The organism is Sediminimonas sp., from assembly GCF_024637375.1.
Classification (GTDB): Bacteria; Pseudomonadota; Alphaproteobacteria; order Rhodobacterales; family Rhodobacteraceae; genus Sediminimonas.
Genome location: NZ_JAGXFK010000059.1, coordinates 1 through 20,354, shown reverse-complemented (window position 1 = coordinate 20,354; position 20,354 = coordinate 1). Strand labels below are relative to the sequence as shown.

The 20,354-nt window shown below is 66.3% G+C and carries 20 protein-coding genes and 1 tRNA gene; 7 read left to right on the top strand and 14 right to left on the bottom strand.

Features of this window, described 5'->3' with window-relative positions; genetic code table 11:
* Positions 1 to 43: 43 nt before the first annotated feature.
* Both mnmD and Q0L89_RS09875 read left to right on the top strand, forming a co-directional pair.
* Positions 44 to 736, top strand: a complete 693-nt coding sequence (gene mnmD / locus Q0L89_RS09880; RefSeq protein ID WP_296764444.1) for a tRNA (5-methylaminomethyl-2-thiouridine)(34)-methyltransferase MnmD — start codon at positions 44 to 46, stop codon at positions 734 to 736.
* Positions 726 to 1,595 carry a DMT family transporter gene (locus Q0L89_RS09875; protein ID WP_296764443.1) on the top strand — a complete coding sequence of 290 codons (870 nt, stop codon included), beginning with the start codon at positions 726 to 728 and terminating at the stop codon, positions 1,593 to 1,595. The genes mnmD and Q0L89_RS09875 overlap by 11 nt, the downstream gene beginning before the upstream one ends.
* On the opposite strand, the gene Q0L89_RS09870 is transcribed toward Q0L89_RS09875, so the two are convergent.
* Positions 1,560 to 3,530, bottom strand: a complete 1,971-nt coding sequence (locus tag Q0L89_RS09870) for a lytic transglycosylase domain-containing protein (RefSeq protein ID WP_296764441.1) — start codon at positions 3,528 to 3,530, stop codon at positions 1,560 to 1,562. The two genes, Q0L89_RS09875 and Q0L89_RS09870, sit on opposite strands and share 36 nt — an antisense overlap.
* A 166-nt stretch (positions 3,531 to 3,696) precedes the next feature.
* On the opposite strand from Q0L89_RS09870, the gene dapA reads away from it, so the two are divergent.
* Entirely contained in the window at positions 3,697 to 4,569 is an 873-nt protein-coding gene (dapA, locus tag Q0L89_RS09865) for a 4-hydroxy-tetrahydrodipicolinate synthase (protein ID WP_296764439.1), read from the top strand.
* A 63-nt stretch (positions 4,570 to 4,632) separates the two neighbouring features.
* On the opposite strand, the gene Q0L89_RS09860 is transcribed toward dapA, so the two are convergent.
* The 11 genes from Q0L89_RS09860 to Q0L89_RS09810 form a co-directional block, all read right to left on the bottom strand.
* The gene (locus tag Q0L89_RS09860) at positions 4,633 to 5,817 is read right to left on the bottom strand and encodes an amino acid aminotransferase (protein WP_296764437.1); all 1,185 of its coding nucleotides are present in this window, start codon (positions 5,815 to 5,817) and stop codon (positions 4,633 to 4,635) included.
* 1 nt (position 5,818) lies between these two features.
* Positions 5,819 to 6,676 (bottom strand): 3-mercaptopyruvate sulfurtransferase, encoded by an 858-nt coding sequence (gene sseA, locus Q0L89_RS09855; protein WP_296764435.1) that lies wholly within the window; start codon positions 6,674 to 6,676, stop codon positions 5,819 to 5,821.
* A 142-nt stretch (positions 6,677 to 6,818) separates the two neighbouring features.
* Entirely contained in the window at positions 6,819 to 7,295 is a 477-nt protein-coding gene (smpB, locus tag Q0L89_RS09850; protein WP_296764433.1) for an SsrA-binding protein SmpB, read from the bottom strand.
* A 166-nt stretch (positions 7,296 to 7,461) separates the two neighbouring features.
* Positions 7,462 to 7,806 (bottom strand): VanZ family protein, encoded by a 345-nt coding sequence (locus Q0L89_RS09845; protein ID WP_296764431.1) that lies wholly within the window; start codon positions 7,804 to 7,806, stop codon positions 7,462 to 7,464.
* A gap of 72 nt (positions 7,807 to 7,878) precedes the next feature.
* Positions 7,879 to 9,699 (bottom strand): glutamine--fructose-6-phosphate transaminase (isomerizing), encoded by a 1,821-nt coding sequence (gene glmS / locus Q0L89_RS09840; protein WP_296764429.1) that lies wholly within the window; start codon positions 9,697 to 9,699, stop codon positions 7,879 to 7,881.
* Positions 9,700 to 9,702: 3 nt separating this feature from the next.
* Entirely contained in the window at positions 9,703 to 11,076 is a 1,374-nt protein-coding gene (gene glmU / locus Q0L89_RS09835; RefSeq protein WP_296764427.1) for a bifunctional UDP-N-acetylglucosamine diphosphorylase/glucosamine-1-phosphate N-acetyltransferase GlmU, read from the bottom strand.
* A 74-nt stretch (positions 11,077 to 11,150) separates the two neighbouring features.
* A complete protein-coding gene (gene glmM / locus Q0L89_RS09830) occupies positions 11,151 to 12,515 on the bottom strand; it encodes a phosphoglucosamine mutase (RefSeq protein WP_296764425.1) in 1,365 nt (454 codons plus the stop codon).
* 271 nt (positions 12,516 to 12,786) lie between these two features.
* Positions 12,787 to 12,862: transfer RNA gene (locus Q0L89_RS09825), tRNA-Thr, on the bottom strand.
* A 45-nt stretch (positions 12,863 to 12,907) separates the two neighbouring features.
* Positions 12,908 to 14,422: a heme biosynthesis HemY N-terminal domain-containing protein gene (locus Q0L89_RS09820; protein ID WP_296764423.1), complete on the bottom strand. Its 1,515-nt coding sequence runs from the start codon at positions 14,420 to 14,422 to the stop codon at positions 12,908 to 12,910.
* 11 nt (positions 14,423 to 14,433) lie between these two features.
* On the bottom strand, positions 14,434 to 15,843 hold the full coding sequence (locus Q0L89_RS09815; protein ID WP_296764421.1) for a hypothetical protein: 1,410 nt from the start codon (positions 15,841 to 15,843) through the stop codon (positions 14,434 to 14,436).
* Positions 15,844 to 15,894: 51 nt separating this feature from the next.
* Positions 15,895 to 16,614: a uroporphyrinogen-III synthase gene (locus Q0L89_RS09810; RefSeq protein ID WP_296764419.1), complete on the bottom strand. Its 720-nt coding sequence runs from the start codon at positions 16,612 to 16,614 to the stop codon at positions 15,895 to 15,897.
* A 93-nt stretch (positions 16,615 to 16,707) separates the two neighbouring features.
* On the opposite strand from Q0L89_RS09810, the gene tsaD reads away from it, so the two are divergent.
* The 4 genes from tsaD to Q0L89_RS09790 are packed head-to-tail and all read left to right on the top strand — an operon-like array spanning position 16,708 to position 19,462.
* Entirely contained in the window at positions 16,708 to 17,805 is a 1,098-nt protein-coding gene (gene tsaD / locus Q0L89_RS09805) for a tRNA (adenosine(37)-N6)-threonylcarbamoyltransferase complex transferase subunit TsaD (protein ID WP_296764418.1), read from the top strand.
* Positions 17,802 to 18,764 (top strand): NAD(P)H-dependent glycerol-3-phosphate dehydrogenase, encoded by a 963-nt coding sequence (locus Q0L89_RS09800; RefSeq protein ID WP_296764415.1) that lies wholly within the window; start codon positions 17,802 to 17,804, stop codon positions 18,762 to 18,764. The genes tsaD and Q0L89_RS09800 overlap by 4 nt, the downstream gene beginning before the upstream one ends.
* Positions 18,765 to 19,037: a YciI family protein gene (locus Q0L89_RS09795; RefSeq protein ID WP_296764414.1), complete on the top strand. Its 273-nt coding sequence runs from the start codon at positions 18,765 to 18,767 to the stop codon at positions 19,035 to 19,037.
* Positions 19,037 to 19,462 (top strand): EVE domain-containing protein, encoded by a 426-nt coding sequence (locus Q0L89_RS09790; RefSeq protein ID WP_296764411.1) that lies wholly within the window; start codon positions 19,037 to 19,039, stop codon positions 19,460 to 19,462. The genes Q0L89_RS09795 and Q0L89_RS09790 overlap by 1 nt, the downstream gene beginning before the upstream one ends.
* A gap of 281 nt (positions 19,463 to 19,743) precedes the next feature.
* Here the strand turns inward: Q0L89_RS09790 and Q0L89_RS09785 are convergent, their stop codons facing one another.
* Together Q0L89_RS09785 and Q0L89_RS09780 are read right to left on the bottom strand one after the other, a co-directional pair.
* Positions 19,744 to 20,085: a DUF2853 family protein gene (locus Q0L89_RS09785; protein WP_296764409.1), complete on the bottom strand. Its 342-nt coding sequence runs from the start codon at positions 20,083 to 20,085 to the stop codon at positions 19,744 to 19,746.
* A gap of 128 nt (positions 20,086 to 20,213) precedes the next feature.
* A partial coding sequence (locus tag Q0L89_RS09780) for an adenosylhomocysteinase (protein ID WP_296764494.1) occupies positions 20,214 to 20,354 on the bottom strand: 141 nt, incomplete at its 5' end.

Here is a 20,354-nt window from a genome sequence, read left to right as displayed (position 1 = left end):
GGGCCTCCGCTGCATCCTCGCGCCATCTTTAACGGACGTTCCCATGCAAGACCAGCAACGCCAGATCGCGTGGCACGGCCATGACGTGCCCGTCTCGACCCGCTTCGGCGACCCGTATTTCAGCCTCCATGACGGGCTGGCCGAAACGCGGCACGTATTCCTGGCCGGCAACGGCCTGCCGGCGCGATTGCGCCCCGGTTTCCACGTTGCCGAGCTGGGCTTCGGCACCGGGCTCAACCTGTTGGCGGTGCTGGCGCTGTGGCGTGGCAGCGGGCAGGCGGGCGCGCTGCGCTACACCACGTTCGAGGCATTCCCGATGTCCGCGGCCGACATGATCCGGGCGCAAGGCGCGTTTCCCGATCTGGTCGGCATCGCCGCCGAACTGGCGCCCTTCTGGCAGGAGGGCGCGGCACGGATCACCCTGCCCGACCTGGATTTCACCCTGATCGTCGGCGATGCGCGCACCACCCTGCCGGATTGGGAAGGACAGGCGGATGCGTGGTTTCTTGACGGGTTCGCGCCGGCCCGTAATCCCGAGCTGTGGCAACCCGATCTCATGCGCGCGGTGGCCCGCCACACCGTGCCGGGCGGCACCGCGGCCACCTACACCGCCGCCGGGGCGGTGCGAAGGGGTCTGGCCATGGCAGGCTTTGACGTGGTGCGCATCGCGGGCTATGGGCGCAAGCGGCACATGACCACGGCGCGCAAACCGGCAGGGGGCGAGATTGCACAGTGACACCAACACCCGGCTCGGCATCGGGCTGATGGTTCTGACCACCTTCATCTTCGCGATGCAGGACGGCATCTCGCGCCACCTGGCGGGGGAATACAACGTGCTGATGGTCATCATGATCCGCTACTGGTTCTTCGCGGCCTTCGTGATCACCGTCGCCACCCGCAAGGCCGGCGGCCTGCGCGCCGCCGCGCACACCACGCAGCCGTTTCTGCAAACCTTCCGCGCGCTGCTGCTGATCACCGAAATCTGCGTGATGGTCCTGGGGTTTACCCTGCTGGGCCTAATCGAAAGCCACGCCGTGTTCACCGTCTACCCGCTGCTGATCGCTGCGCTGTCGGGTCCGATCCTGGGCGAGCGGGTCGGCTGGCGGCGCTGGGTGGCGATCGCGGTGGGCTTCGTTGGCGTCATGATCATCCTGCAACCGGGTTTCGGCGTCTTCCGACCCGAGGCCGTGGTGCCCCTGCTCGCGGCGCTGATGTTCGCGCTTTACGGGCTGCTGACGCGCTACGCCGCACGCCGTGACACCACCGCGACCAGCTTTTTCTGGACCGGCACCGTGGGCGCGCTGGGCATGACCGCCGCGGGCGCCTGGTTCTGGGAACCCATGACACCCCCCGACTGGGGCTGGATGGGCCTTTTGTGTGTCACCGGGGCGCTGGGTCACTGGACGCTGATCAAGTGCTATGAGGTCGCCGAGGCGTCGTCAGTGCAGCCCTTCGCCTATCTGCAACTGGTGTTCGGCAGCATGCTGGGCCTCACCGTGTTCGGCGAGGTCATCCGCACCAATGTCGCCATCGGCGCGGCGCTGATCGTGGGCGCGGGGCTATTCACCCTGTGGCGCGAGCGGCAGCGCGGTTGAGCCGGCAAGCTCGGCGCTGAATGGCACCGGGTGGGGCGCCTTGCCCAGGCGCGCGCGGTAGATGGGAAGCGATTCGGCCACCCGCATGACGTAGTTGCGGGTCTCGCGGAACGGGATGTGCTCGATCCAGTCGATCACGTCCATGCCATCCTCGCGCGGGTCGCCATTGCCTTCCATCCAGCGGTTGGCGCGACTGGGGCCGGCATTATAGGCCACCGCCACCAGCACCACGTTGCCGCCGAACCGCCAGCCCAGCCGCGCCAGGTATGCGCTGCCCAGCCGCGCGTTATAGCGCCAGTCGTCCAGCACCCGGCTCGCATCGTGATCGGCCACGCCAAGTGCGCGCGCCATGCCGGCCGCCGTGCCGGGCACAAGCTGCATCAGCCCCAGCGCCCCGGCGCCGCTGGCCACGCGGTGGTTGAATTCGCTTTCACGCCGCGCGATGGCCAGCGCCATCTCCATCGGCACCGGCAGGTTCATCTCGTGCATCGGGTGCAGCGCGTAGTAGGGCCCGGGCAAGACAATGCCGCGGCCCGCCGCCAGCTTGCCGATCATCACCGCCAGGTGCGGCTGGCCCAGATCCTGCGCCATGGCACCCATCTGACCCAGCGTGGTGCGGTCGAAATCGCGGGCCAGGTGCAACAGGAACCGCTTTGCCAGCGTCGTCTCGCCCGCGTTCATCGCCAGCACCCCAACCCGAAACAACGGCGACTCTGTGAACGCCGCCTCGCGCCAGGGCGCAAATGCCTCATCCCCGGCAAGCGCGGGGTCGGGCGGCAGGTCCGCGGCTTCGGCCGCGAGCAGGCCGTAAAAACTGGTCTGGTAGCGTGCGCCCAGTGCGAACGCGGCGCGTGCCGCCGCCTCGTCGCCGCGCGCGCGCTGCGCCCGGCCCAGCCAATACCCCGCGCGCCCCAGCGAGATCGGCGTGGCGACGGCGTTTCGAAAGCGCTCGAAATGGTGCACTGCAAGGTCCGGATCATCCAGGTAGCGCAACGTCAGGTAACCCGACAACCACTCCAGATCAGCGTAATTCGCCCCCTCACGCAGGTGGTGCGCGGCGGCGATCTCATAGGCCGCGCGCCCCTGGCCGGCACGCATCCGGTCGCGCGCCAGCCAGCGCCGCCAACTCGCCCAACGTTCTGGCCGGCCCAGCGACGCGTCGCTTTCACTGCGCGCGTTCAGCAACGCGATCGCGTCGTCGCTACGCCCCTTGCGGATGCGCCACAGGAAGCGCTCGTAGGCCAGGCCCGGATCGCCCGACAGCGCCTCGGGCACGGCCATGATCAACGCGTCGACGCCGGCGCGATCGGCCCGCAGCGCCAGCCGCGCCTGCGCCAACGCCTGCCATCCCTCGGGCAGGCGCGGCAGCAGCGCCCGCGCCTGTTCGTCGGCGCCGCGCCACAACAGCATGTCGGCCCGCGCGACGTGGTGCGAGCGCAGGAGGTCGGCATGCGCGGCCAGCATCGCGTGTTGGTCCGCCACCGACATGGACAGCGTGCGCCAGGCCAGTACCAGCCCGGCCTGCGCATCGCCGATGCGCCCCGCAGCCCGCAACGCACGCGCCTGCGCCAGCACGCCTGCCCCGGTGCGTGGACGGATATCCCCCGCAAACAGGCGCAACACATCCGCGTCGGCGGCACCGTCCAGCCTGGTTTCGGCGCGCTCACGGATCAGGCCCAGCCCGGGCCAGTCGTCATGCACGTCGAGGAAGGTCAGCGCCTGTTCCAGCGTGCCCCCGCCGACGCGCAGTCGCCGCCATTCGATCAACGGCACCGCCTGCGGGCCGGCGCGGCGGGCCAGCTCGGCGGCATTGTCCCAGTTGCCGGCGCGCGCGGCATCCAGCGCGCTGGCCAGCGGGCGCGGCCCCTCCTGTGCCGGCATGGGCGTTGCGCAGACGGCAAGCGCGGCGGCAAGGACCAGTGAAATCGGGCGCATGCGTCTTGCCTTTCTAATCCGACAGGGGATAGACAGCGCCAGATTACCCGCGCACCGGGGGCGCGGCAATTCACGAACTTGCCCAAGCCACCGGGTCGGCGGCAGGCTGCGCAATACCGGGGCGCACATGGCGCGCCGGCAAGACGAACGATCAAGGGAGCGTGTTATGTTCAAAGGGTCCATTCCCGCACTGGTAACGCCGTTCACGAACGGCGAGCTGGATCTGGAGACGCTGCACAAGCTGGTGAACTGGCACGTCGCCGAAGGGTCGTCGGGGCTGGTCCCGGTGGGCACCACGGGCGAGAGCCCCACGCTCAGCCACCGCGAGCACGAGCGCGTCGTCGAAGAGGTGGTCAAGGCCGCCGCCGGGCGTATCCCGGTGATCGCCGGCGCCGGGTCGAACAGCACCCATGAAGGCATCCGCCTGATCCGCCACGCCGAAGAGGTGGGCGCAGACGCCGCGCTTGTCGTGACACCCTATTACAACAAGCCCACGCAGGCCGGGCTTTACGCCCATTTCAAGGCCGTGCATGACGCCTGCAACCTGCCGATCATCATCTACAACATCCCCGGCCGCTCGGTCATCGACATGAGCCCCGACACCATGGGCGAACTGGCCAAACTGCCGCGTATCGCGGGTGTCAAGGACGCCACCGGCGACCTGGCCCGCGTGCCGCGCACCCGCATCACCTGTGGCCCCGATTTCGTCCAGCTTTCGGGCGAGGACGCCACAGCCCTGGGCTTCAACGCGCATGGCGGGGTGGGCTGCATTTCCGTCACCGCCAACGTGGCGCCGCGCCTGTGCGCCGAGTTCCAGGCCGCCACGCTGGAAGGCGACTACACAAAGGCGCTGGAGTTGCTCGACCGGCTGATGCCGTTGCACGACGCGGTGTTCACCGAACCGGGCGTGGTGGGCGTGAAATACGCCATGTCACGGCTGGGGCTGTGCAGCGCCGAGGTGCGCCTGCCGCTTGTCGAACCGAGCGATGACACCAAGGCCCGGCTCGACGCCGGCCTGCGCCACGCCGGGCTGCTCTGAACCGCCGCTTGCAGGAATCTCACGGGCGCGCCCCTTGAGAACCGCTGCTTCTGCTGGTGCCCATCAAATCCCGCAGTCGATGATCGCCTTGGCGAGGATTGGCACGGTGTCGCGGTTCAGCCCCGCGATATTCAACCGCGAATCACCCACCATGTAGATCGCGTGCTTCTCGCGCAGCTCTTCCACCTTGTCGGGCGTCGTACCCAGCCGCGAGAACATGCCACGGTGCTGCGCGATGAATCCGAACCGGTCGGACCCCGACAGCCGCCTCAATTCATCGGCCAGTTGCTCGCGCAGGCCCAGCATCGAGTTGCGCACATCCTCCAGTTCCGCCGCCCAGTCGGCACGCAGCGCATCGTCGCGCAGGATCATCGTCACCACCCGCGCGCCGTGATCTGGGGGAAAGGAATAGTTCTGCCGATTCAAGTAGTTCAGCGTACCCTGCGTCAACCCCCGCAAGCCGGTGTCGTGCGCCACCGCCATCAGGATACCGGTGCGTTCGCGGTAGACGCCGAAATTCTTGGAACAGCTTGCCGCGATCAGGCATTCGGGCACCATCGAGGCCACCAGCCGCGTAGCTTTGGCGTCTTCCTCCAACCCGTCGCCAAAGCCCTGGTAGGCGATGTCGATCATCGGCATCGCGCCCTTCTTCAGCATCAGGTCGATGACCTCTTGCCACTGCGTCAGGTTGAGGTTGGCGCCGGTGGGGTTGTGGCAGCAGCCGTGCAGCAGAATCACGTCGCCCGCCTGCACCTGTTCCAGGTCGGCCATCATGCCGTCGAAATCGACACCGCCGGTGGCGCTGTCGAAATAGCGGTAGCTGAGCGTGGGCATCTCCATGAACTTGAGGATGCTCAGGTGGTTGGGCCATGTCGGATCGGATACGAAGATGCGCGCATCGGGGTTGGCCATGCGGATCGCCTCGAACGCCTGGCGCACCGCGCCGGTGCCGCCCGGCGTGGCCGCGGCGGCCACCTGGGCACGATCCACCGCATCGCCCAGCACCAGATCGACCATCGCATCGCCGAAGGCCGGGTCACCCGCCAGCCCGACATAGGCCTTGGTCGTCTGGTCCTGCCAAAGCTGTTTCTCGGCGGCTTTCACGGCGCGCATCACCGGGGTCACGCCCTCGGCGTTCTTGTAGACACCCACCCCGAGGTCGATCTTGTCCTCGCGCGGGTCGTCCTTGAACTTCTGCATCAGTTGCAGGATCTTGTCGGCGGGTTGTTCGTGCAGGTTTGCGAACATCTCAGGTGTCTCCAGTAGCGACAGGCACGGTGGGGAAGGCGCCCCATTCCGCCCATGACCCGTCATAAAGCGAATGATCGGTCTTGCCGATGCGTTCCAGCGCAAGGTTGATGATCGCAGCGGTCACGCCCGACCCGCAGGTGGTGATGGCGGGCTTGCCCAGGTCGACACCGGCGGCATCGAACATGGCGCGCAGGTCTTCGGGCGATTTCATGGTGCCGTCGGCGTTCAGCAAATCCCGGTAGTGCACGTTGCGTGATCCCGGCACATGGCCCTTGCGCAGACCGGGGCGCGGCTCGTCCTCGCGGCCCGTGAAGCGGCCCGGCGAGCGCGCATCGAGGATCTCGTGATCGCCCAGTTTCGAAGCGGCGGCGACCTGCGTGACATCCCTGACCATTTGGTTCTGACGGCGCACCGTCATGTGGCGGTCGCGCACCATCGGCGGCAGATCTTCCACCTCGCGCCCCTCGGCCACCCATTTCGGCAGGCCACCGTCGAGTACCGCGATGTCGGGCTGGCCCATGAGCCGGAACAGCCACCACACCCGCGCCGCCGAAAACAGCCCCAGCGCATCGTAGACCACCACCTGGTGACCATCGCCCACGCCCATCGCCCGCAACCGCGACATGAATTTCTCGACCGGCGGCACCATGTGCGGCAGGTCCGACCGGTGATCGCTGATCTCGTCGATGTCGAAGAACCGCGCCCCCGGAATGTGGCAGGCCCGGTATTCCGCCCGTGCATCGCGGCCATCGTCGGGCATGAACCAGGTCGCATCCAGGATCCGCAGATCGGGATCCTTGATATGCGCGGCCAACCAGTCGGTCGAAACCATCGTTCTCGGATCGTCATGCGCCATTCGGACCCCCGTTATTGCGTTCATCCTTGCCTACATCGGGGGGCACTCAAGGGCAAGTCCGGCCCGCCCGCGGACATGGCGCAATTTCATCTTGCCCGAAACACCCCGGGGGGAGTCGCGCGCGACGGGGGGGCGCGCACCCTTACCCGTGATCCTTCAGCAGGCGCTGCTTCTGGCGGTTCCAGTCGCGCTTGGCGGCCGTTTCGCGCTTGTCGTGCGTCTTCTTGCCTTTGGCGACACCGATCTTGATCTTGGCGATACCACGATGGTTGAAATACAGCACCAGCGGCACCAGCGTCAGCCCCTTGCGCTGCGTGGCGTTCCACAGTCGCGCCAGCTCCTTGCGCGAGGCCAAAAGCTTGCGGCGGCGGCGTTCCTCGTGCTTGAAAGTCCTGGCCTGTTCGTATTGCGGGATGTGGCTGTTAATCAGCCACAACTCGCCATCCTCGACGGCGGCATAGCTTTCGGCGATGTTGGCACCGCCCTGGCGCAGCGATTTCACCTCGGAGCCTTCGAGGATGATCCCGCATTCGAGATCCTCTTCGATCGCATAGTCGAACCGCGCCCGGCGGTTTTCCGCAATCACTTTGTAATTGGTCGACTCTTTCGGCTTGGCCATGATCGCGCGTCCTATCTCGGGCGGTGGCTGCTGTCCACCTGCATTGTCGGCCGGAAATCACGCGCCGACAATTCAATGGCGCACGCATGGTGCTGTCGATGTTGGCCGACCTTGTCCACGGCGGGCTTGATCAGGTTCATGTTGGTGGCCCACTCCCGCCCGGCAATCAGTTGGTAGATCCAGGTCTGGCTTGCGCCACCACGCGGATCAGCAACAACGCCAGCCCCACGCCCAGAACCGCGCCGGAAACGTCGGCGATGACGTCGCCCAGTTCGGCATTGCGCCCCGTCAGGGGTTGCAAGAACTCCAGCACGGCGCCGTAAATCGCCGCGAAGCCGATCGCCACGATCAACCTGTGGGGACAGCCAAGCGCCACGATGCACCCCAGAACGGCAAATGAAACCAGGTGATGCAACTTGTCGCCGCCGGGGGCCTGGGGCAGAGAGTCAGACGGCAGCAGCATCACGACCGCCAACGCCAGGGCCCAGACCACCGCGACTAGGCGAATCATCCGCCGGTTGCGCAGGCACCGTGCAGCTATGGATCGGATCCCGGCGATGCTCCACTTGCTCATCACGGCGCGCTATTCCACCGTGACCGACTTGGCCAGGTTGCGCGGCTGATCCACATCGGTGCCCTTTTCCACCGCGGTGTGATAGGCCAGCAACTGCACCGGTACGGCATAGACGATGGGCGCGAAAATGCTGTCGAAGGTGGGCATCTCGACCCCGTTCCACAGGTCTTCGCCTGCCTCATGCAGGCCGCGCGCGTCCGAGATCATCAGGATCTGCCCGCCGCGCGCCATGACCTCGTGCATGTTCGACACGGTCTTGTCGAACAGCGCGTCAAAGGGGGCCATGACCACGACCGGCATGTCCTCGTCTATCAGCGCGATGGGGCCGTGTTTCAACTCGCCGCTGGCATAGCCCTCGGCATGGATATAGCTGATCTCCTTGAGCTTCAGCGCCCCCTCCAGCGCCAGCGGGTACATTGCCCCGCGGCCAAGGAACAGCGCATCGCGCCGGCGTGCCAACTGGGCGCTGATCGCCTGAATCTGCGGCTCGCAGCGCATCGCCTCGCTCACCATGCCGGGCACATGGCGCAACTGCGCCTCCAGCGCCTCGATGCGGTCGGGGGTCTGCGTACCGCGCTGCTGCGCGGCGTGCAGTGCCATGACCGCCAGCACGGTCAGCTGGCAGGTGAACGCCTTGGTCGAGGCAACGCCGATCTCGGGCCCGGCCAGGATCGGCAGGGTGACATCGCTTTCCCGTGCGATCGAGCTTTCGGGCACATTCACGATCGACACGATCCGCGCCGCCTTACCGACGCAATACCGCAGCGCCGCCAGGGTGTCGGCGGTCTCGCCCGACTGGCTGACGAATACCGCCATGGTGGCCTTGGATACCGGCGGCTCGCGGTAACGGAACTCCGACGCGATATCCACCTCCACCGGCAGGTCGGCCAGTCGTTCGAACCAGTATTTCGCCACCGCGCCGGCCAGCGCCGCGGTTCCGCACGCCACGATCACGACGCGGTCGATTCCGGTGAAATCGACGCTGTCACGCAACAACTCGCGCCCGTCCTGGTCGCGCAGGTAGTATTCCAGCGCCTCGCCCAGAACGAGGGGCTGCTCGGCGATCTCCTTGGCCATGAAATGCTTGTATCCGCCCTTGTCGGCCGCCCTTGCGTTGACGCGCACGCGTTTGCGCGGGCGCTCGACCGGGTGTTGATCGGCGTCAAGGAACGCGGCGCCGCTGCGCCGCACGATCGCGATGTCGCCCTCTTCGAGGTAGGTGATCTCGTCGGTCATCGGCGCCAGCGCCAGCGCGTCCGATCCCACGTACATCTCGTTCTCGCCCCACCCAACTGCCAGCGGGCTGCCCTTGCGCGCGGCAACGATCAGGTCCTCTTCGCCGTCGAACAGGAAACACAGCGCATAGGCCCCTTCGAGACGGGCCACCGTGGCCTTGGCCGCCTCGACCGGGTCGAGCCCCTGGTCGAGATGCCAGTTGCACAGCATCGCCACGGTTTCGGTGTCGGTGTCGGTTTCGGGTGTCACCTGATGCTGCGACAGGAAGGCGCGCAGCTCGCGGAAGTTCTCGATGATGCCGTTATGTACCACCGCGACGCGCCCGCGCGCGTGGGGGTGGGCGTTGCCCATGTTGGCAGCGCCGTGGGTGGCCCAGCGCGTATGGCCGATCCCGGCGGTGCCCGACAGCGGCTCGTGTACCAGCAAATCCGACAGATTCACCAGCTTGCCCATGGCGCGGCGCCGGTCCAGCCGGCCATCGTTCACCGTTGCGATCCCGGCACTGTCGTAGCCCCGGTATTCGAGCATCTTCAACCCTTCGACAAGGATCGGCGCGGCCTGATGCCGCCCCAGAACGCCGACTATTCCGCACATGATTTATCCATCCGATGAAATATTGTCATTCGCCGCCAGCTTCGCCTTGAGCGCCAGCAATTTCTCGCGCAGCCGGCGTGCCAATCCGGGCTTGTTCACCTGCTGCGCACGCGCGATCCCCAGCGCGCCATCGGGCACGTCCGCGGTGATCACGGACCCGGCTGCTGTCATCGCTCCCGCACCCACCGCGACCGGCGCAACCAGGGCGGTATTGGTGCCGATGAAGGCACCGGCGCCGACCTCGGTGCGATGCTTGAAGACGCCATCGTAATTACAGGTGATGGTCCCGGCGCCGATATTGGCATCGGCGCCGATCTCCGCATCGCCGATATACGACAAGTGGTTGATCTTGGCGCCTTTGCCCAGGTTGGCGCTCTTGGTTTCCACGAAATTACCGATGCGCGCCCCCGCGCCCACGCGCGTGCCGGGCCGCACCCGCGCATAGGGCCCGACGACCGCACCGGAACCCACCTCGCACCCTTCCAGGTGGCTGAAAGCGCGCAGCCGGGCGCCATCGGCGACCGTTACGCCGGGGCCAAGCACGACGTGCGGCTCGATCGTGACATCGTGGCCAAGCCGCGTGTCATGAGACAGGAACACGGTGTCGGGGGCGGTCAAGGTCGCCCCCTCGGCCATTGCCTGCGTGCGCGCCGCGGCCTGGAATGTCGCCTCGGCGCGGGCCAGTTCGGCGCGTGAATTGATGCCCATCGTCTCGGCCTCGTCGCACTGCTCGACAACGCAGTGCAGGCCGTCAGACGCGGCCAGGCCGATGATGTCGGTCAGGTAATATTCCTTGCTTGCGTTGTCGTTGCCGACCCGATCAATCAAGGCGCGCATGGTAGCCCAATCGGCGCAGATCACGCCCGAGTTGCACAGCCGCACCGCCAGTTCGGCCTCGGTCGCGTCCTTTGCCTCGACGATACGGGTCAGGCTGCCATCCTCGACAATCAGGCGGCCGTAGCGGCCCGGCTCGGCAGCCTCGAAACCCAGAACCACAACGTCTGCGCCGGTCCGGCGCCGCGCTTGCATGGCTTGCAGGGTTTCGGGCCGGATAAACGGGGTGTCGCCGTACAGAACGATGGCATCGCCGGAAAACCCGTCAAGCGCCGCGCCAGCCTGCGCCACGGCGTGCGCGGTGCCCTTCTGTTCAGCCTGATGGGCGAGCCGCACCTCGGGGTTCAGCGCCTGCACGCAGCTTGCCACCCGGTCGGCGCCATGGCCGGTAACGACGACGCAACGCTCCGGGCGCAGCGCTGCGCCGGCCGCCATCGCATGCCCGACCAGCGGCAGGTCTGCCACCTCGTGCAGCACCTTCGGCAGGTCCGACACCATGCGGGTGCCGCGTCCGGCGGCAAGAATGATCAATGACAGGGACATGCGGGAACTTCGCCTCGGCTTCGGTGCAATGGTGTTAGTCTCTCGGGTCTGCGTTGCCAAGCCCGGCAGGACGCTCAGGCCGACAGGGCGGCGGATGTCGCGTCGTCGCGTATCGCTTCGGACACGATCTCGACAACCTCATGCATCAGCGCCTCGTCCTCGCATTCGACCATGACCCGGATCAGGGGCTCGGTTCCGGAAGGTCGGATCACCAGCCGCCCCATCCCTGCAAGGCGCTTTTCCTGCTCGGCGATTACCCCGCGTACCATGTCAGAGGCCAGCGGCGCCGCGCCGGCGTCGATGGTCAGGTTTTCCAGGTGCTGCGGCACAGGCGTGAAATTATCCAAAAGCGCGCTTGCCTGCTTGCCGGTCTCCACCATTGCGGCGAGCAACTGCAACCCGGCGATCAGGCCGTCGCCAGTGGTGGTGAAATCGGTCATCACGATATGGCCCGATTGCTCGCCGCCGAGGTTGAATCCGCCTTCGCGCATCCGCTCTACGACATAACGATCGCCCACCTTTGTGCGTTCCAGCGCAAGGCCGCGACCGTGCATAAAGCGCTCCAGCCCGAGGTTCGACATCACCGTTGTCACCAGCGTCCCGTTGGCAAGACGCCCCGCATCGGCCCAGAGCCCGGCGAACAGCGCCATGATCTGATCGCCATCGGCGACATGGCCGGTTTCATCCAGCGCAATCAGGCGGTCGGCATCGCCATCCAGGCACAAGCCAAGGTCGGCGCCGCTTTCACGCACCAGCCGCGCCGCGGCCTCGGGTCGGGTCGAGCCGCATTCGCTGTTGATGTTGGTGCCGTCAGGCGCAACGCCGAGAGTCACCACCTCGGCCCCCAGTTCCCATAGAACCTGGGGCGCCACCTTGTAGGCCGCCCCGTTGGCGCAATCCACAACCACCTTGAGCCCGGTCAGGCGCTTGCGCCGCGGGAAGGTCGTCTTGGCATATTCCACGTACCGGCCGCCGGCGTCGTCGATGCGGCGCGCGCGGCCGATATTGCCGGGCTCTGCGGGTTTGATCTCGTCGGCGAGGAACTGCTCGATCTCGTGCTCGGCGGCGTCACACAGCTTGAAACCGTCGGGACCGAAGAACTTGATGCCGTTGTCCTGATGCGGGTTGTGGCTGGCCGAGATCATCACGCCGAGATCGGCTCGCATCGACCGCGTCAGGAACCCGACCGCCGGCGTCGGCACCGGCCCCAGCAAGAGAACGTTCATGCCCGTCGAGGTCAGGCCGGCCGTCAGCGCGTTCTCGATCATGTAACCCGACAGCCGCGTATCCTTGCCGATCACCACGCGGTGACCGTTGGAGTGGTCGCGGCGAAAAAACCGCCCGGCCGCCGCGCCGAGCCTGAGCGCCATCTCGGCGGTCATTGGGTAGGTGTTTGCCTCACCGCGCACACCATCGGTACCAAAAACCTTGCGGACCATCGCAACCTCCATCACCTGAAAATGCCATCGCAGAAATCATTACCAAGGTGTTAATGCACCGCACGCCGCGCTCCAAGAGCCGCGTCGCCAGCGCCTTTCAGAAACTGCGGCCTCAAGGCAGAATTCCGCTGATTTCTTGGAATTTCAAACACTTGCCCGGCTCGATACGACGCGGGTACAGCCAACGGTTGAAACATGCTGAAACAGTTTGCGACCCCAAGAGTCACACCCGCGATGCGCGGCATGACGGATCATCCTGCAAGAAGGGAACTGGTGCCGGTGATAGGACTCGAACCTACGACCCCATCATTACGAATGACGTGCTCTACCAGCTGAGCTACACCGGCTCCGTGGGGCGGGGCTATAGCACCGGCTATCGGGATGGAAAAGCCCTATTTTTTCCCGGTTCCGGTTTCGGGCATGTCCTCTTCGGGGGGGACGATCTCGGCCTCGGCGACAGGCGTGTTCTGCGCGTCGGGGTCGTCCTCCAAGGCAGCCTCGTCGCCGGTATCGCCCGCGTCCGCGGCGCCGTGCGGCGCGACGATCAGCGGCAGCATCTCGACCCCGGTCGGCGCCACGATATGGGGCGCCGGGGGAGTGCGCCAGCTCAGCGTGTCAAAGCTGTGGCAGTTCTCGCAGACCGGAACCCATTCGCGGTGGATGTTGTGGCAATTGTCGCACACCCATTGCGGGCCGCGCGGCGCTGCCAGCGCACGGGTGAGCCAGCCCTCCACAACCGCGTCGCTTGCCCCCTCGCCACGCTCGATCGCGGCCATGATCGTCAGCGCCCGCGCATCCGGCGTCGTCTCGGGGATGTCGCCCAGGGCACGGCGCGCGGCGGGGAAGTCTTCGGCGGCGATGTACAGCTCGGCCTGCAATAGCCGGCTTTCGCGGTGATCCGGGTTGGTCTTGATCAGCTTGGCGAACCGCTTGAGCCGCTCTTCGGGCGATTCATCGGGCGCGATGTCGGCATAGGCCCCGGCAAGGTCAGGGTGCGGGTGCACGGCCCAGGTTTTTTTCAGCACCCGGGCGGCCAACCGTGATTTGCCGTTCTCGATATAGCTGCGCGCCGCCAGACAGGTTGCCGGCACCAGGTCGGGCGACAGGCGATTGGCCTCGATCGCGGCTTCGCGCGCCTCGATTGTCTTGCCCTCGTCCATGACGTCGCGCGCCTCCGACAACGCCAGAACCGCATCGCGGCGCCGGTAGACGTCGCGCGGCAGCGCGCCGCTTTTCAGCTTGGCGCTCAACGTCTCGCGCGCGCCTTTCCAATCGTGCTTGTCCGCCTGAAGCTTGAGCAGGATATCCTGTGTCTCGGTATGGCGCGGCTTTATGGCAAAGGCCTTTTGCGCCAGCTTCAGCGCCGTGTCGGTATCGCCGTTGGCCAACTTTTGTTTCATGATCCCGCGCACGCCGACAAAACGCGTCTTGTCATCGGCCAGAAGGCGCTTGTAGACGGTTTCAGCCTTGTGGTGATCGCCCGAAAGCTCGGCCGCCTGCGCCGTCAGCAGGTTGGTCAGTTCGGGCTTGGCGAGGAATTTCTCGGCCTTGGTGGCCTTGGCCATCGCCAGCCGCCCCTCGCCCGAAGCCAGCGCCAGCATGGCCTCCGACAGCGCCTGGTATCCCTTGCGCTCGCGGTTGCGGTCGAAATAGCGCGAAATCGCCGTTTCGTCACCGTTGATGAAGTGCAGCACCGCCACCAGAAGCGCCGCCAATTTCAGAAACAGCCACACCGCCAGCACCAAAAGCACCAATGCAATGACCGCGTTGAGCGGCGTCAGGTTCACCTCGATCCCGGCAAAGGCGACGCGCACGCCGCCTTCCAGATCCAGAAGGTACGCAGCCCCGGTCGCCGCCGCGGCCACCAGAATGACGAAAACAACAATCTTTATCAGCGCCCAAAGCATTCCGGCAATCCTCAGTTCGAGTTCAGCTCTTGCGCCAACGCTTCGGCGGCGGCAACGGCGTTGCGGCGCGCGACGACGTCGCCGACCCAGTCCGACAATACGACGCGCGCAGGCTCGGGCAGTTGTTCGATTTCGGCCAGCGTATCGGTCAGCCGGCCGTCGCGCAGCGCGGCCTCGGCCCGCGACAGAACGGCGTCGGGGTCGTCGCCAGGGCGCGGCTCCAGCGAGCGCAGGCCCAACTGCGCACGCAGGAACGCCATCACGTCGCCCTGGGGCCCGTCGGCGCCGGTGGACCGTGCCGCGGCCAGCGCCTCGCGTGCCAGATCGGGAAACCGGGATTGCAGGCTGCTATACGTCTCGACCCCGTCTTCGGCCACCGCCACCAGGTCGCCGGAAACGTCCACGCCGGCGGCGCGCAGATCGGCCAGCGCCGGGGCAAAGCCGGTGCCGGCATCGAGCGCGGCATCGATACGGCTGAGCGCCGCGCGCGTCATCGCGTGCTGCGCCGTCACCTCGGCCGCAGCTTCGCGCTGGGCTGCCTTTTCGGCCAGCTTGTCGATCTCTTCGCGCTGCGCGGCCAGCGCCTCGCGCAGGGCGGCGAGTTCGGCACGACTGGCAGCATCGGCCTCGCCGCTGTCTGGTGCCGGGATGGGGCGGTTCTCGACCGCCTCCAGGCGATCAGAGAGCGCGGACAGGCGCGATTTCAGGTCATCGACGCTTTGCGATACAGTGTCGGTGCGCGCATCTGCGGCCTCGATGGTGTCGGCCAGATCGTCCACGCGCCCGTCCTGCGGCGCCGGATCACGCTGCTGCAATTCGGCGACAGTGTCGCGCAGGGCCGACACGGCTTGTTGCTGGTCCGACAGATCGCCGCGCAGCGCATCGAGCCGCGGATCGGGAATCGCATAATTCCCGGCGGCAAAGCCCAGCGCCGCCACCACGGCACCGCCCAGAAGCAGCGCCCAGGCACCGCCACCGCGCCGCGCGGGTGGGTTCGCGGGTTCGCGGTGTTGCGTCCCGGCGACCGGGTCGGCGGGCGGTTCACTCTCGTGATCCGGCATCGTCGGGTCGGCGGGCGGTTCGTCTTGCTGGTGCACGGGTTGCGCCCCGCCGGTGTCTTCCGGCGTGGGCAATTCCGACTCGGCGGGTTTCTCGGGGTTCTCGGCTACATCCTGCGCGCCGTCTTCGGGCGCGACCGATTTCGCTTCGTCAGGGCGTTCCTCTGCCGACGTATCCGACCGGTCGGGTGTGTCCGGGCCCGGCTGCGTGAGCGACTCGTCCGCTGCGTCTTCGGTACCGGTTTCGCGTTGCTCGGGCGGTATTTCAGGCCGGGTTTCGGGTTGCTCTCCACGGTCTGCCGCATCTTTCGCATCACCGGTCTGCGGTGCCGCGTCGTCAGAGCTCGGTTTCTTGTTGCTCACCCGTAACCACCCTTTCGAATCTGTGGGCGTTCAACACGCCTGACCGTGACCTTACTGTGCAGATCGCCGGTCCTCAAGATCGCGCGCTGCATCCAAGAGTTCATCAAGCGCCGACACCATCGCTGTCATCGACGGGTGTTCGGCCACAACCAGCCGCCGACGCGGCACCATGACCGCTTCGGCCACTTGCGGACTCATCGCCGCGATGAACAACGGCGCCTGTCCGCGATGCTGTCGTGAAAAAATCGTCGCGGTGCGGGGCGAAAACAAAGGCACGAGAACAGGCTCATGGCCGTCAAGAAGCGCCCGTGCTTCCGGCGTGAACGGCTGCGCCTTCTGGTGGTAAAGCACCGCCTCGCGCGTCGGACAGCCGGCCCGGCTCAGGCGCTGTGCGACTGCGCCGCGCGCATGCTCTCCGCGCAAGTGCAACAGCGGGCCCCGCACCCCGTCGGCAAGGATCCGCCGGACAAGCGCATCTGCATCGCCGCCAGCCGACACCACGCACAGGCCGGCTTGCCGCGCCGCGTCTGCGGTGGCGTCGCCGACCGCGTAGGCAGGCAACCGCGCGGCCGGGCAAAGGGCAGCGAACGCCTCGACCGCCGTGCGCGCCGTAAAGACCACGCCCTTGATGCCGCGCAAGTCCGGCGGCTGCGCGACGAATTCAGGCTCTATCAAGGGGGAAACGGACAGGTGCAGGTTTCGCGCCTGCAGATCTTTGCGCATCCGCTCGGAGGCGGCACGCGGCCGGGTGAGAAGGATGGTTGCGGTCATGCGACCAACCGGGATTGCCTGAACATCCCCGCGGTGGTAGCTGCTGCGTTGCAATCTTGCAACGTGTTTGGCGACGAACAGAGGCAATCGGCCATGGGCAGCAGCGTAACGATCCTGGGGCTGGAAAGCAGTTGCGACGACACCGCCGCCGCGGTTCTGCGCCAGGACGGGGATGCGCCCGCTCGAATCTTGTCGTCGGTGGTTTTCGATCAGGCACAGTTGCACGCGGCCTATGGCGGCGTCGTGCCCGAAATCGCCGCCCGCGCGCATGCCGAAAAGCTGGATATCTGCGCCGCGCAGGCACTGGACGAGGCCGGGGTATCCCTCGACCGGATCGATGCCGTCGCGGTTACCGCCGGGCCGGGCCTGATCGGCGGCGTCCTGTCGGGGGTTATGTGTGCCCGCGGCATCGCAACCGGCGCCGGCTTGCCGCTGATCGGGGTCAACCACCTGGCTGGGCACGCGCTGACACCGCGATTGACCGATCAATTGCGCTATCCCTACTTGATGCTGCTGGTCTCGGGCGGGCATTGCCAGTTCTTGATAGTACGGGGGGTGAGCGATTTCTTGCGCCTGGGCGGCACGATTGACGATGCCCCCGGAGAGGCCTTCGACAAGACCGCGCGCCTGCTGGGCCTGCCGCAGCCCGGCGGCCCGGCGGTGGAAGACGCCGCGCGGGCGGGCGACCCGGGCCGCTTTGCGTTTCCGCGCCCGCTTTTGAACAAGCCGGGATGCGACATGTCGTTTTCGGGGCTGAAAACCGCCCTTCTTCGGGCGCGCGACCGCATCGTGGCCGAGAAATCGGGCCTGACGTTGCGCGATCGCGCCGATCTGTGCGCCGGGTTCCAGGCAGCCGTCGCCGATGTGCTGGCTGAAAAGAGCCGCCGCGCCATCGGCATCTACCTGAACGAAGCGCCGTCCGATGCCGTCATCGCGGTGGCCGGCGGGGTCGCGGCGAACCGCTCCATCCGCACCGCGCTCGAACAGGTCGCGCATGACAACAGCTGCCGCTTCGTGGCGCCACCGCTGCGCCTATGCACTGACAACGCCGCAATGATCGCCTATTGTGCGCTGGAACAGTATCGCGAAGGCCACCGCGGCGAGCCGGAGGTTGTGGCCCGGTCGCGCTGGCCGCTCGATCAGCGCAGCGCGCCTATTCTGGGCAGTGGCCGCAAGGGGGCGAAGGCATGATCGTTGTCGTCGGAGCAGGCGCTTTCGGAACGGCACTGGCCGTGGCACTTGGGTCGGACGGCACCCGGGTTTTCCTGTGGGGGCGCGACTCCGCACAAACCAGGGACATGCAGATCAGACGCGAGAACGCGCGCCACCTGCCCGGGATATCGCTGCCCGACAGCATCACGGTCTCATCGGATCTGGACACTATTGCACCGGAATCGCCGGTTCTACTGTCGATTCCGATGCAGCAGTTGCGCAGCGTTGTCTGCACCCACGCGGCGCGCCTGTCCGGGCACGCCCTTGTCGCCTGTTGCAAGGGGATCGAGCTGGAAACCGGCCAAACCGCAACGTCGGTGCTGGCCGATGTGCTGCCCGATACAACGCACGCGATTCTAACAGGGCCCAGCTTTGCCGCCGATATCGCCCGCGGACTGCCGACCGCGCTGACGCTCGCATGCGCCGATCATCCCGCCGGAAAACATCTGCAACAGTGCCTGACACGCCCCAATCTGCGCATATACCGCACAGCAGATACCATCGGAGCGGCCTTCGGCGGGGCCCTCAAGAACGTCATGGCTATCGCGGCGGGCGCTGTGATCGGCGCCGGGTTGGGCGACAGCGCGCGCGCTGCCCTCATGACCCGCGGCTACGCCGAGATGCAGCGCATGGCACTGGAACTCGGCGCTCGACCGGAGACGTTGTCGGGGCTGTCGGGCTTTGGTGATCTCGTGTTGACATGCACGTCGGAAAAGTCCCGAAACCTGCGTTTCGGCCACGCTTTGGGACGCCGGGACAAGCTCGACGAGTCGCTCACCGTCGAGGGCGTCGCCACCGCGCGCGCGGTTCTCGAAAGCGCCCGGAAAATGGGCATCGACATGCCCATCACCGCCGCGGTGGTCGCCATGCTCGATGGTCACCTGCAACTGCCCGAGGCGATGGAAATGCTGCTGTCACGACCACTCAAGGAGGAATGAATGCTTTACGCCCTCATCGCGCGCGACAAGGCGGGCGCGCTTGATGTCCGCAAGGCCAACCGCGAGGCGCATCTCGCCTATATCGACGAAACCGGCGTGGTCGCTCAGGCCGGCCCGCTTCTGGACGATGACGGGGGGATGATCGGCTCGTTGGTCATTCTCGATGTCGCCGATATGGACGCCGCACAGGCGTGGGCGGCGCAAGACCCTTACGCCAGGGCCGGGTTGTTCGAATCGGTCGAGATCGTCGCCTGGAAAAAAGTCATCGGCTGATGCGCTACTGGTTGTTCAAGTCCGAGCCCGGCAACTGGAGCTGGCAGGATCAACTCGCCAAGGGCGATGCGGGTGAAGAGTGGGACGGCGTGCGCAACTACCAGGCACGCAACTTCATGCGCGATATGTCACTCGGGGATCGCGGTTTTTTCTACCACTCGCAAAAGGAAAAGGCGATCGTCGGCATTGTCGAGGTGATCACCGAATCCCATCCCGACAGCACCACCGACGACCCGCGTTGGGAGTGCGTCGATATCAAGGCCGTCTGTTCGGTCAAGACGCCCGTCACGCTGGACATGATCAAGGCTGACCCGCGGCTTTCCGGGATGGCGCTGGTCAGAAGCCCGCGGCTTTCCGTCCAACCCGTCCGTCCCGCCGAGTGGGCAGCCATTTCTGAAATGGCGGGGCTTCGGCCCGGGTCCTGAAACCTGGCGCGGCTCGCGCGGCGCCGCACGGCGATACCTGAAAACAGCGTGGAGGGCCCCGCCAAAGCGCCGGAACCCTCCACCTCCCCACTGATCACGAACTCGATGGCGTTGGCCTCGTGCTCCCTACGCACCACACGTGTATCTGGAAATCGGCTCCGGCCGTCCTGGCCGTGATGAGTCATACGCTAGCGCATGGGCACAGCACCGGCAAACGGCGAATGGTTAGAATGCGTTTCAATTCCGGTCCGAAGCACGCCTCGCGCGCCCGTCGGTCACGCTTAGCGGAAAACCGATTCCCGGCCGAAATGCCTGGTCAGCATGTAGTAGACCACTGCGCGGTACTTGCTGCGTTCATCAGACCCGTAGATTTCCAGAACCTGGTTGATCGCATCCATCAGTTCCGGCCCGTCGCGCAGGCCGAGCTTCCGGATCAGGAAGTTTTCCTTGACGGTCTTCAGTTCATGCGGCTGCGACATCGCCACGGTCGCGGTATCCGCGCTGTAGATCGCCGGGCCGCAGCCGATGGTCACCTTGGTCAGAAGGTCCATGTCGGGCTCGATCCCGCATTTGTTGCGCAGGTCGTCCGCGTAAGTTGCGATTAGGTCGTCTCGGCGTCCCATTCAATAACTCCCGTCATGTCGGCAGGCTGCCGAATTGATTTGCGAGAATATCGCGGCTTGTATGCCGCTCAGGGTAACGCCGGCCAGGCGGGGCGCAAAGCACAATTGCACCGCCCCGCCATCGCGCTTCAATACCTGTAGTGATCTGGTTTGAAGGGTCCGTTCGGGCTGACGCCGATATAGGCGGCCTGGTCGGGGGTCATTTCGGTGAGTTTCACGCCGATCTTGTCGAGGTGCAGGCGCGCCACCTTTTCATCCAGGTGCTTGGG

Excerpts from the sequence above, each read along its gene's own strand:
- mnmD (WP_296764444.1), top strand. The coding sequence starts at position 44 with ATGCAAGACCAGCAACGCCAGATCGCGTGGCACGGCCATGACGTGCCC.
- Q0L89_RS09870 (WP_296764441.1), bottom strand. The coding sequence starts at position 3,530 with ATGCGCCCGATTTCACTGGTCCTTGCCGCCGCGCTTGCCGTCTGCGCA.
- dapA (WP_296764439.1), top strand. The coding sequence starts at position 3,697 with ATGTTCAAAGGGTCCATTCCCGCACTGGTAACGCCGTTCACGAACGGC.
- Q0L89_RS09860 (WP_296764437.1), bottom strand. The coding sequence starts at position 5,817 with ATGTTCGCAAACCTGCACGAACAACCCGCCGACAAGATCCTGCAACTG.
- sseA (WP_296764435.1), bottom strand. The coding sequence starts at position 6,676 with ATGGCGCATGACGATCCGAGAACGATGGTTTCGACCGACTGGTTGGCC.
- smpB (WP_296764433.1), bottom strand. The coding sequence starts at position 7,295 with ATGGCCAAGCCGAAAGAGTCGACCAATTACAAAGTGATTGCGGAAAAC.
- Q0L89_RS09845 (WP_296764431.1), bottom strand. The coding sequence starts at position 7,806 with ATGATTCGCCTAGTCGCGGTGGTCTGGGCCCTGGCGTTGGCGGTCGTG.
- glmS (WP_296764429.1), bottom strand. The coding sequence starts at position 9,699 with ATGTGCGGAATAGTCGGCGTTCTGGGGCGGCATCAGGCCGCGCCGATC.
- glmU (WP_296764427.1), bottom strand. The coding sequence starts at position 11,076 with ATGTCCCTGTCATTGATCATTCTTGCCGCCGGACGCGGCACCCGCATG.
- glmM (WP_296764425.1), bottom strand. The coding sequence starts at position 12,515 with ATGGTCCGCAAGGTTTTTGGTACCGATGGTGTGCGCGGTGAGGCAAAC.
- Q0L89_RS09820 (WP_296764423.1), bottom strand. The coding sequence starts at position 14,422 with ATGCTTTGGGCGCTGATAAAGATTGTTGTTTTCGTCATTCTGGTGGCC.
- Q0L89_RS09810 (WP_296764419.1), bottom strand. The coding sequence starts at position 16,614 with ATGACCGCAACCATCCTTCTCACCCGGCCGCGTGCCGCCTCCGAGCGG.
- tsaD (WP_296764418.1), top strand. The coding sequence starts at position 16,708 with ATGGGCAGCAGCGTAACGATCCTGGGGCTGGAAAGCAGTTGCGACGAC.
- Q0L89_RS09800 (WP_296764415.1), top strand. The coding sequence starts at position 17,802 with ATGATCGTTGTCGTCGGAGCAGGCGCTTTCGGAACGGCACTGGCCGTG.
- Q0L89_RS09795 (WP_296764414.1), top strand. The coding sequence starts at position 18,765 with ATGCTTTACGCCCTCATCGCGCGCGACAAGGCGGGCGCGCTTGATGTC.
- Q0L89_RS09790 (WP_296764411.1), top strand. The coding sequence starts at position 19,037 with ATGCGCTACTGGTTGTTCAAGTCCGAGCCCGGCAACTGGAGCTGGCAG.
- Q0L89_RS09785 (WP_296764409.1), bottom strand. The coding sequence starts at position 20,085 with ATGGGACGCCGAGACGACCTAATCGCAACTTACGCGGACGACCTGCGC.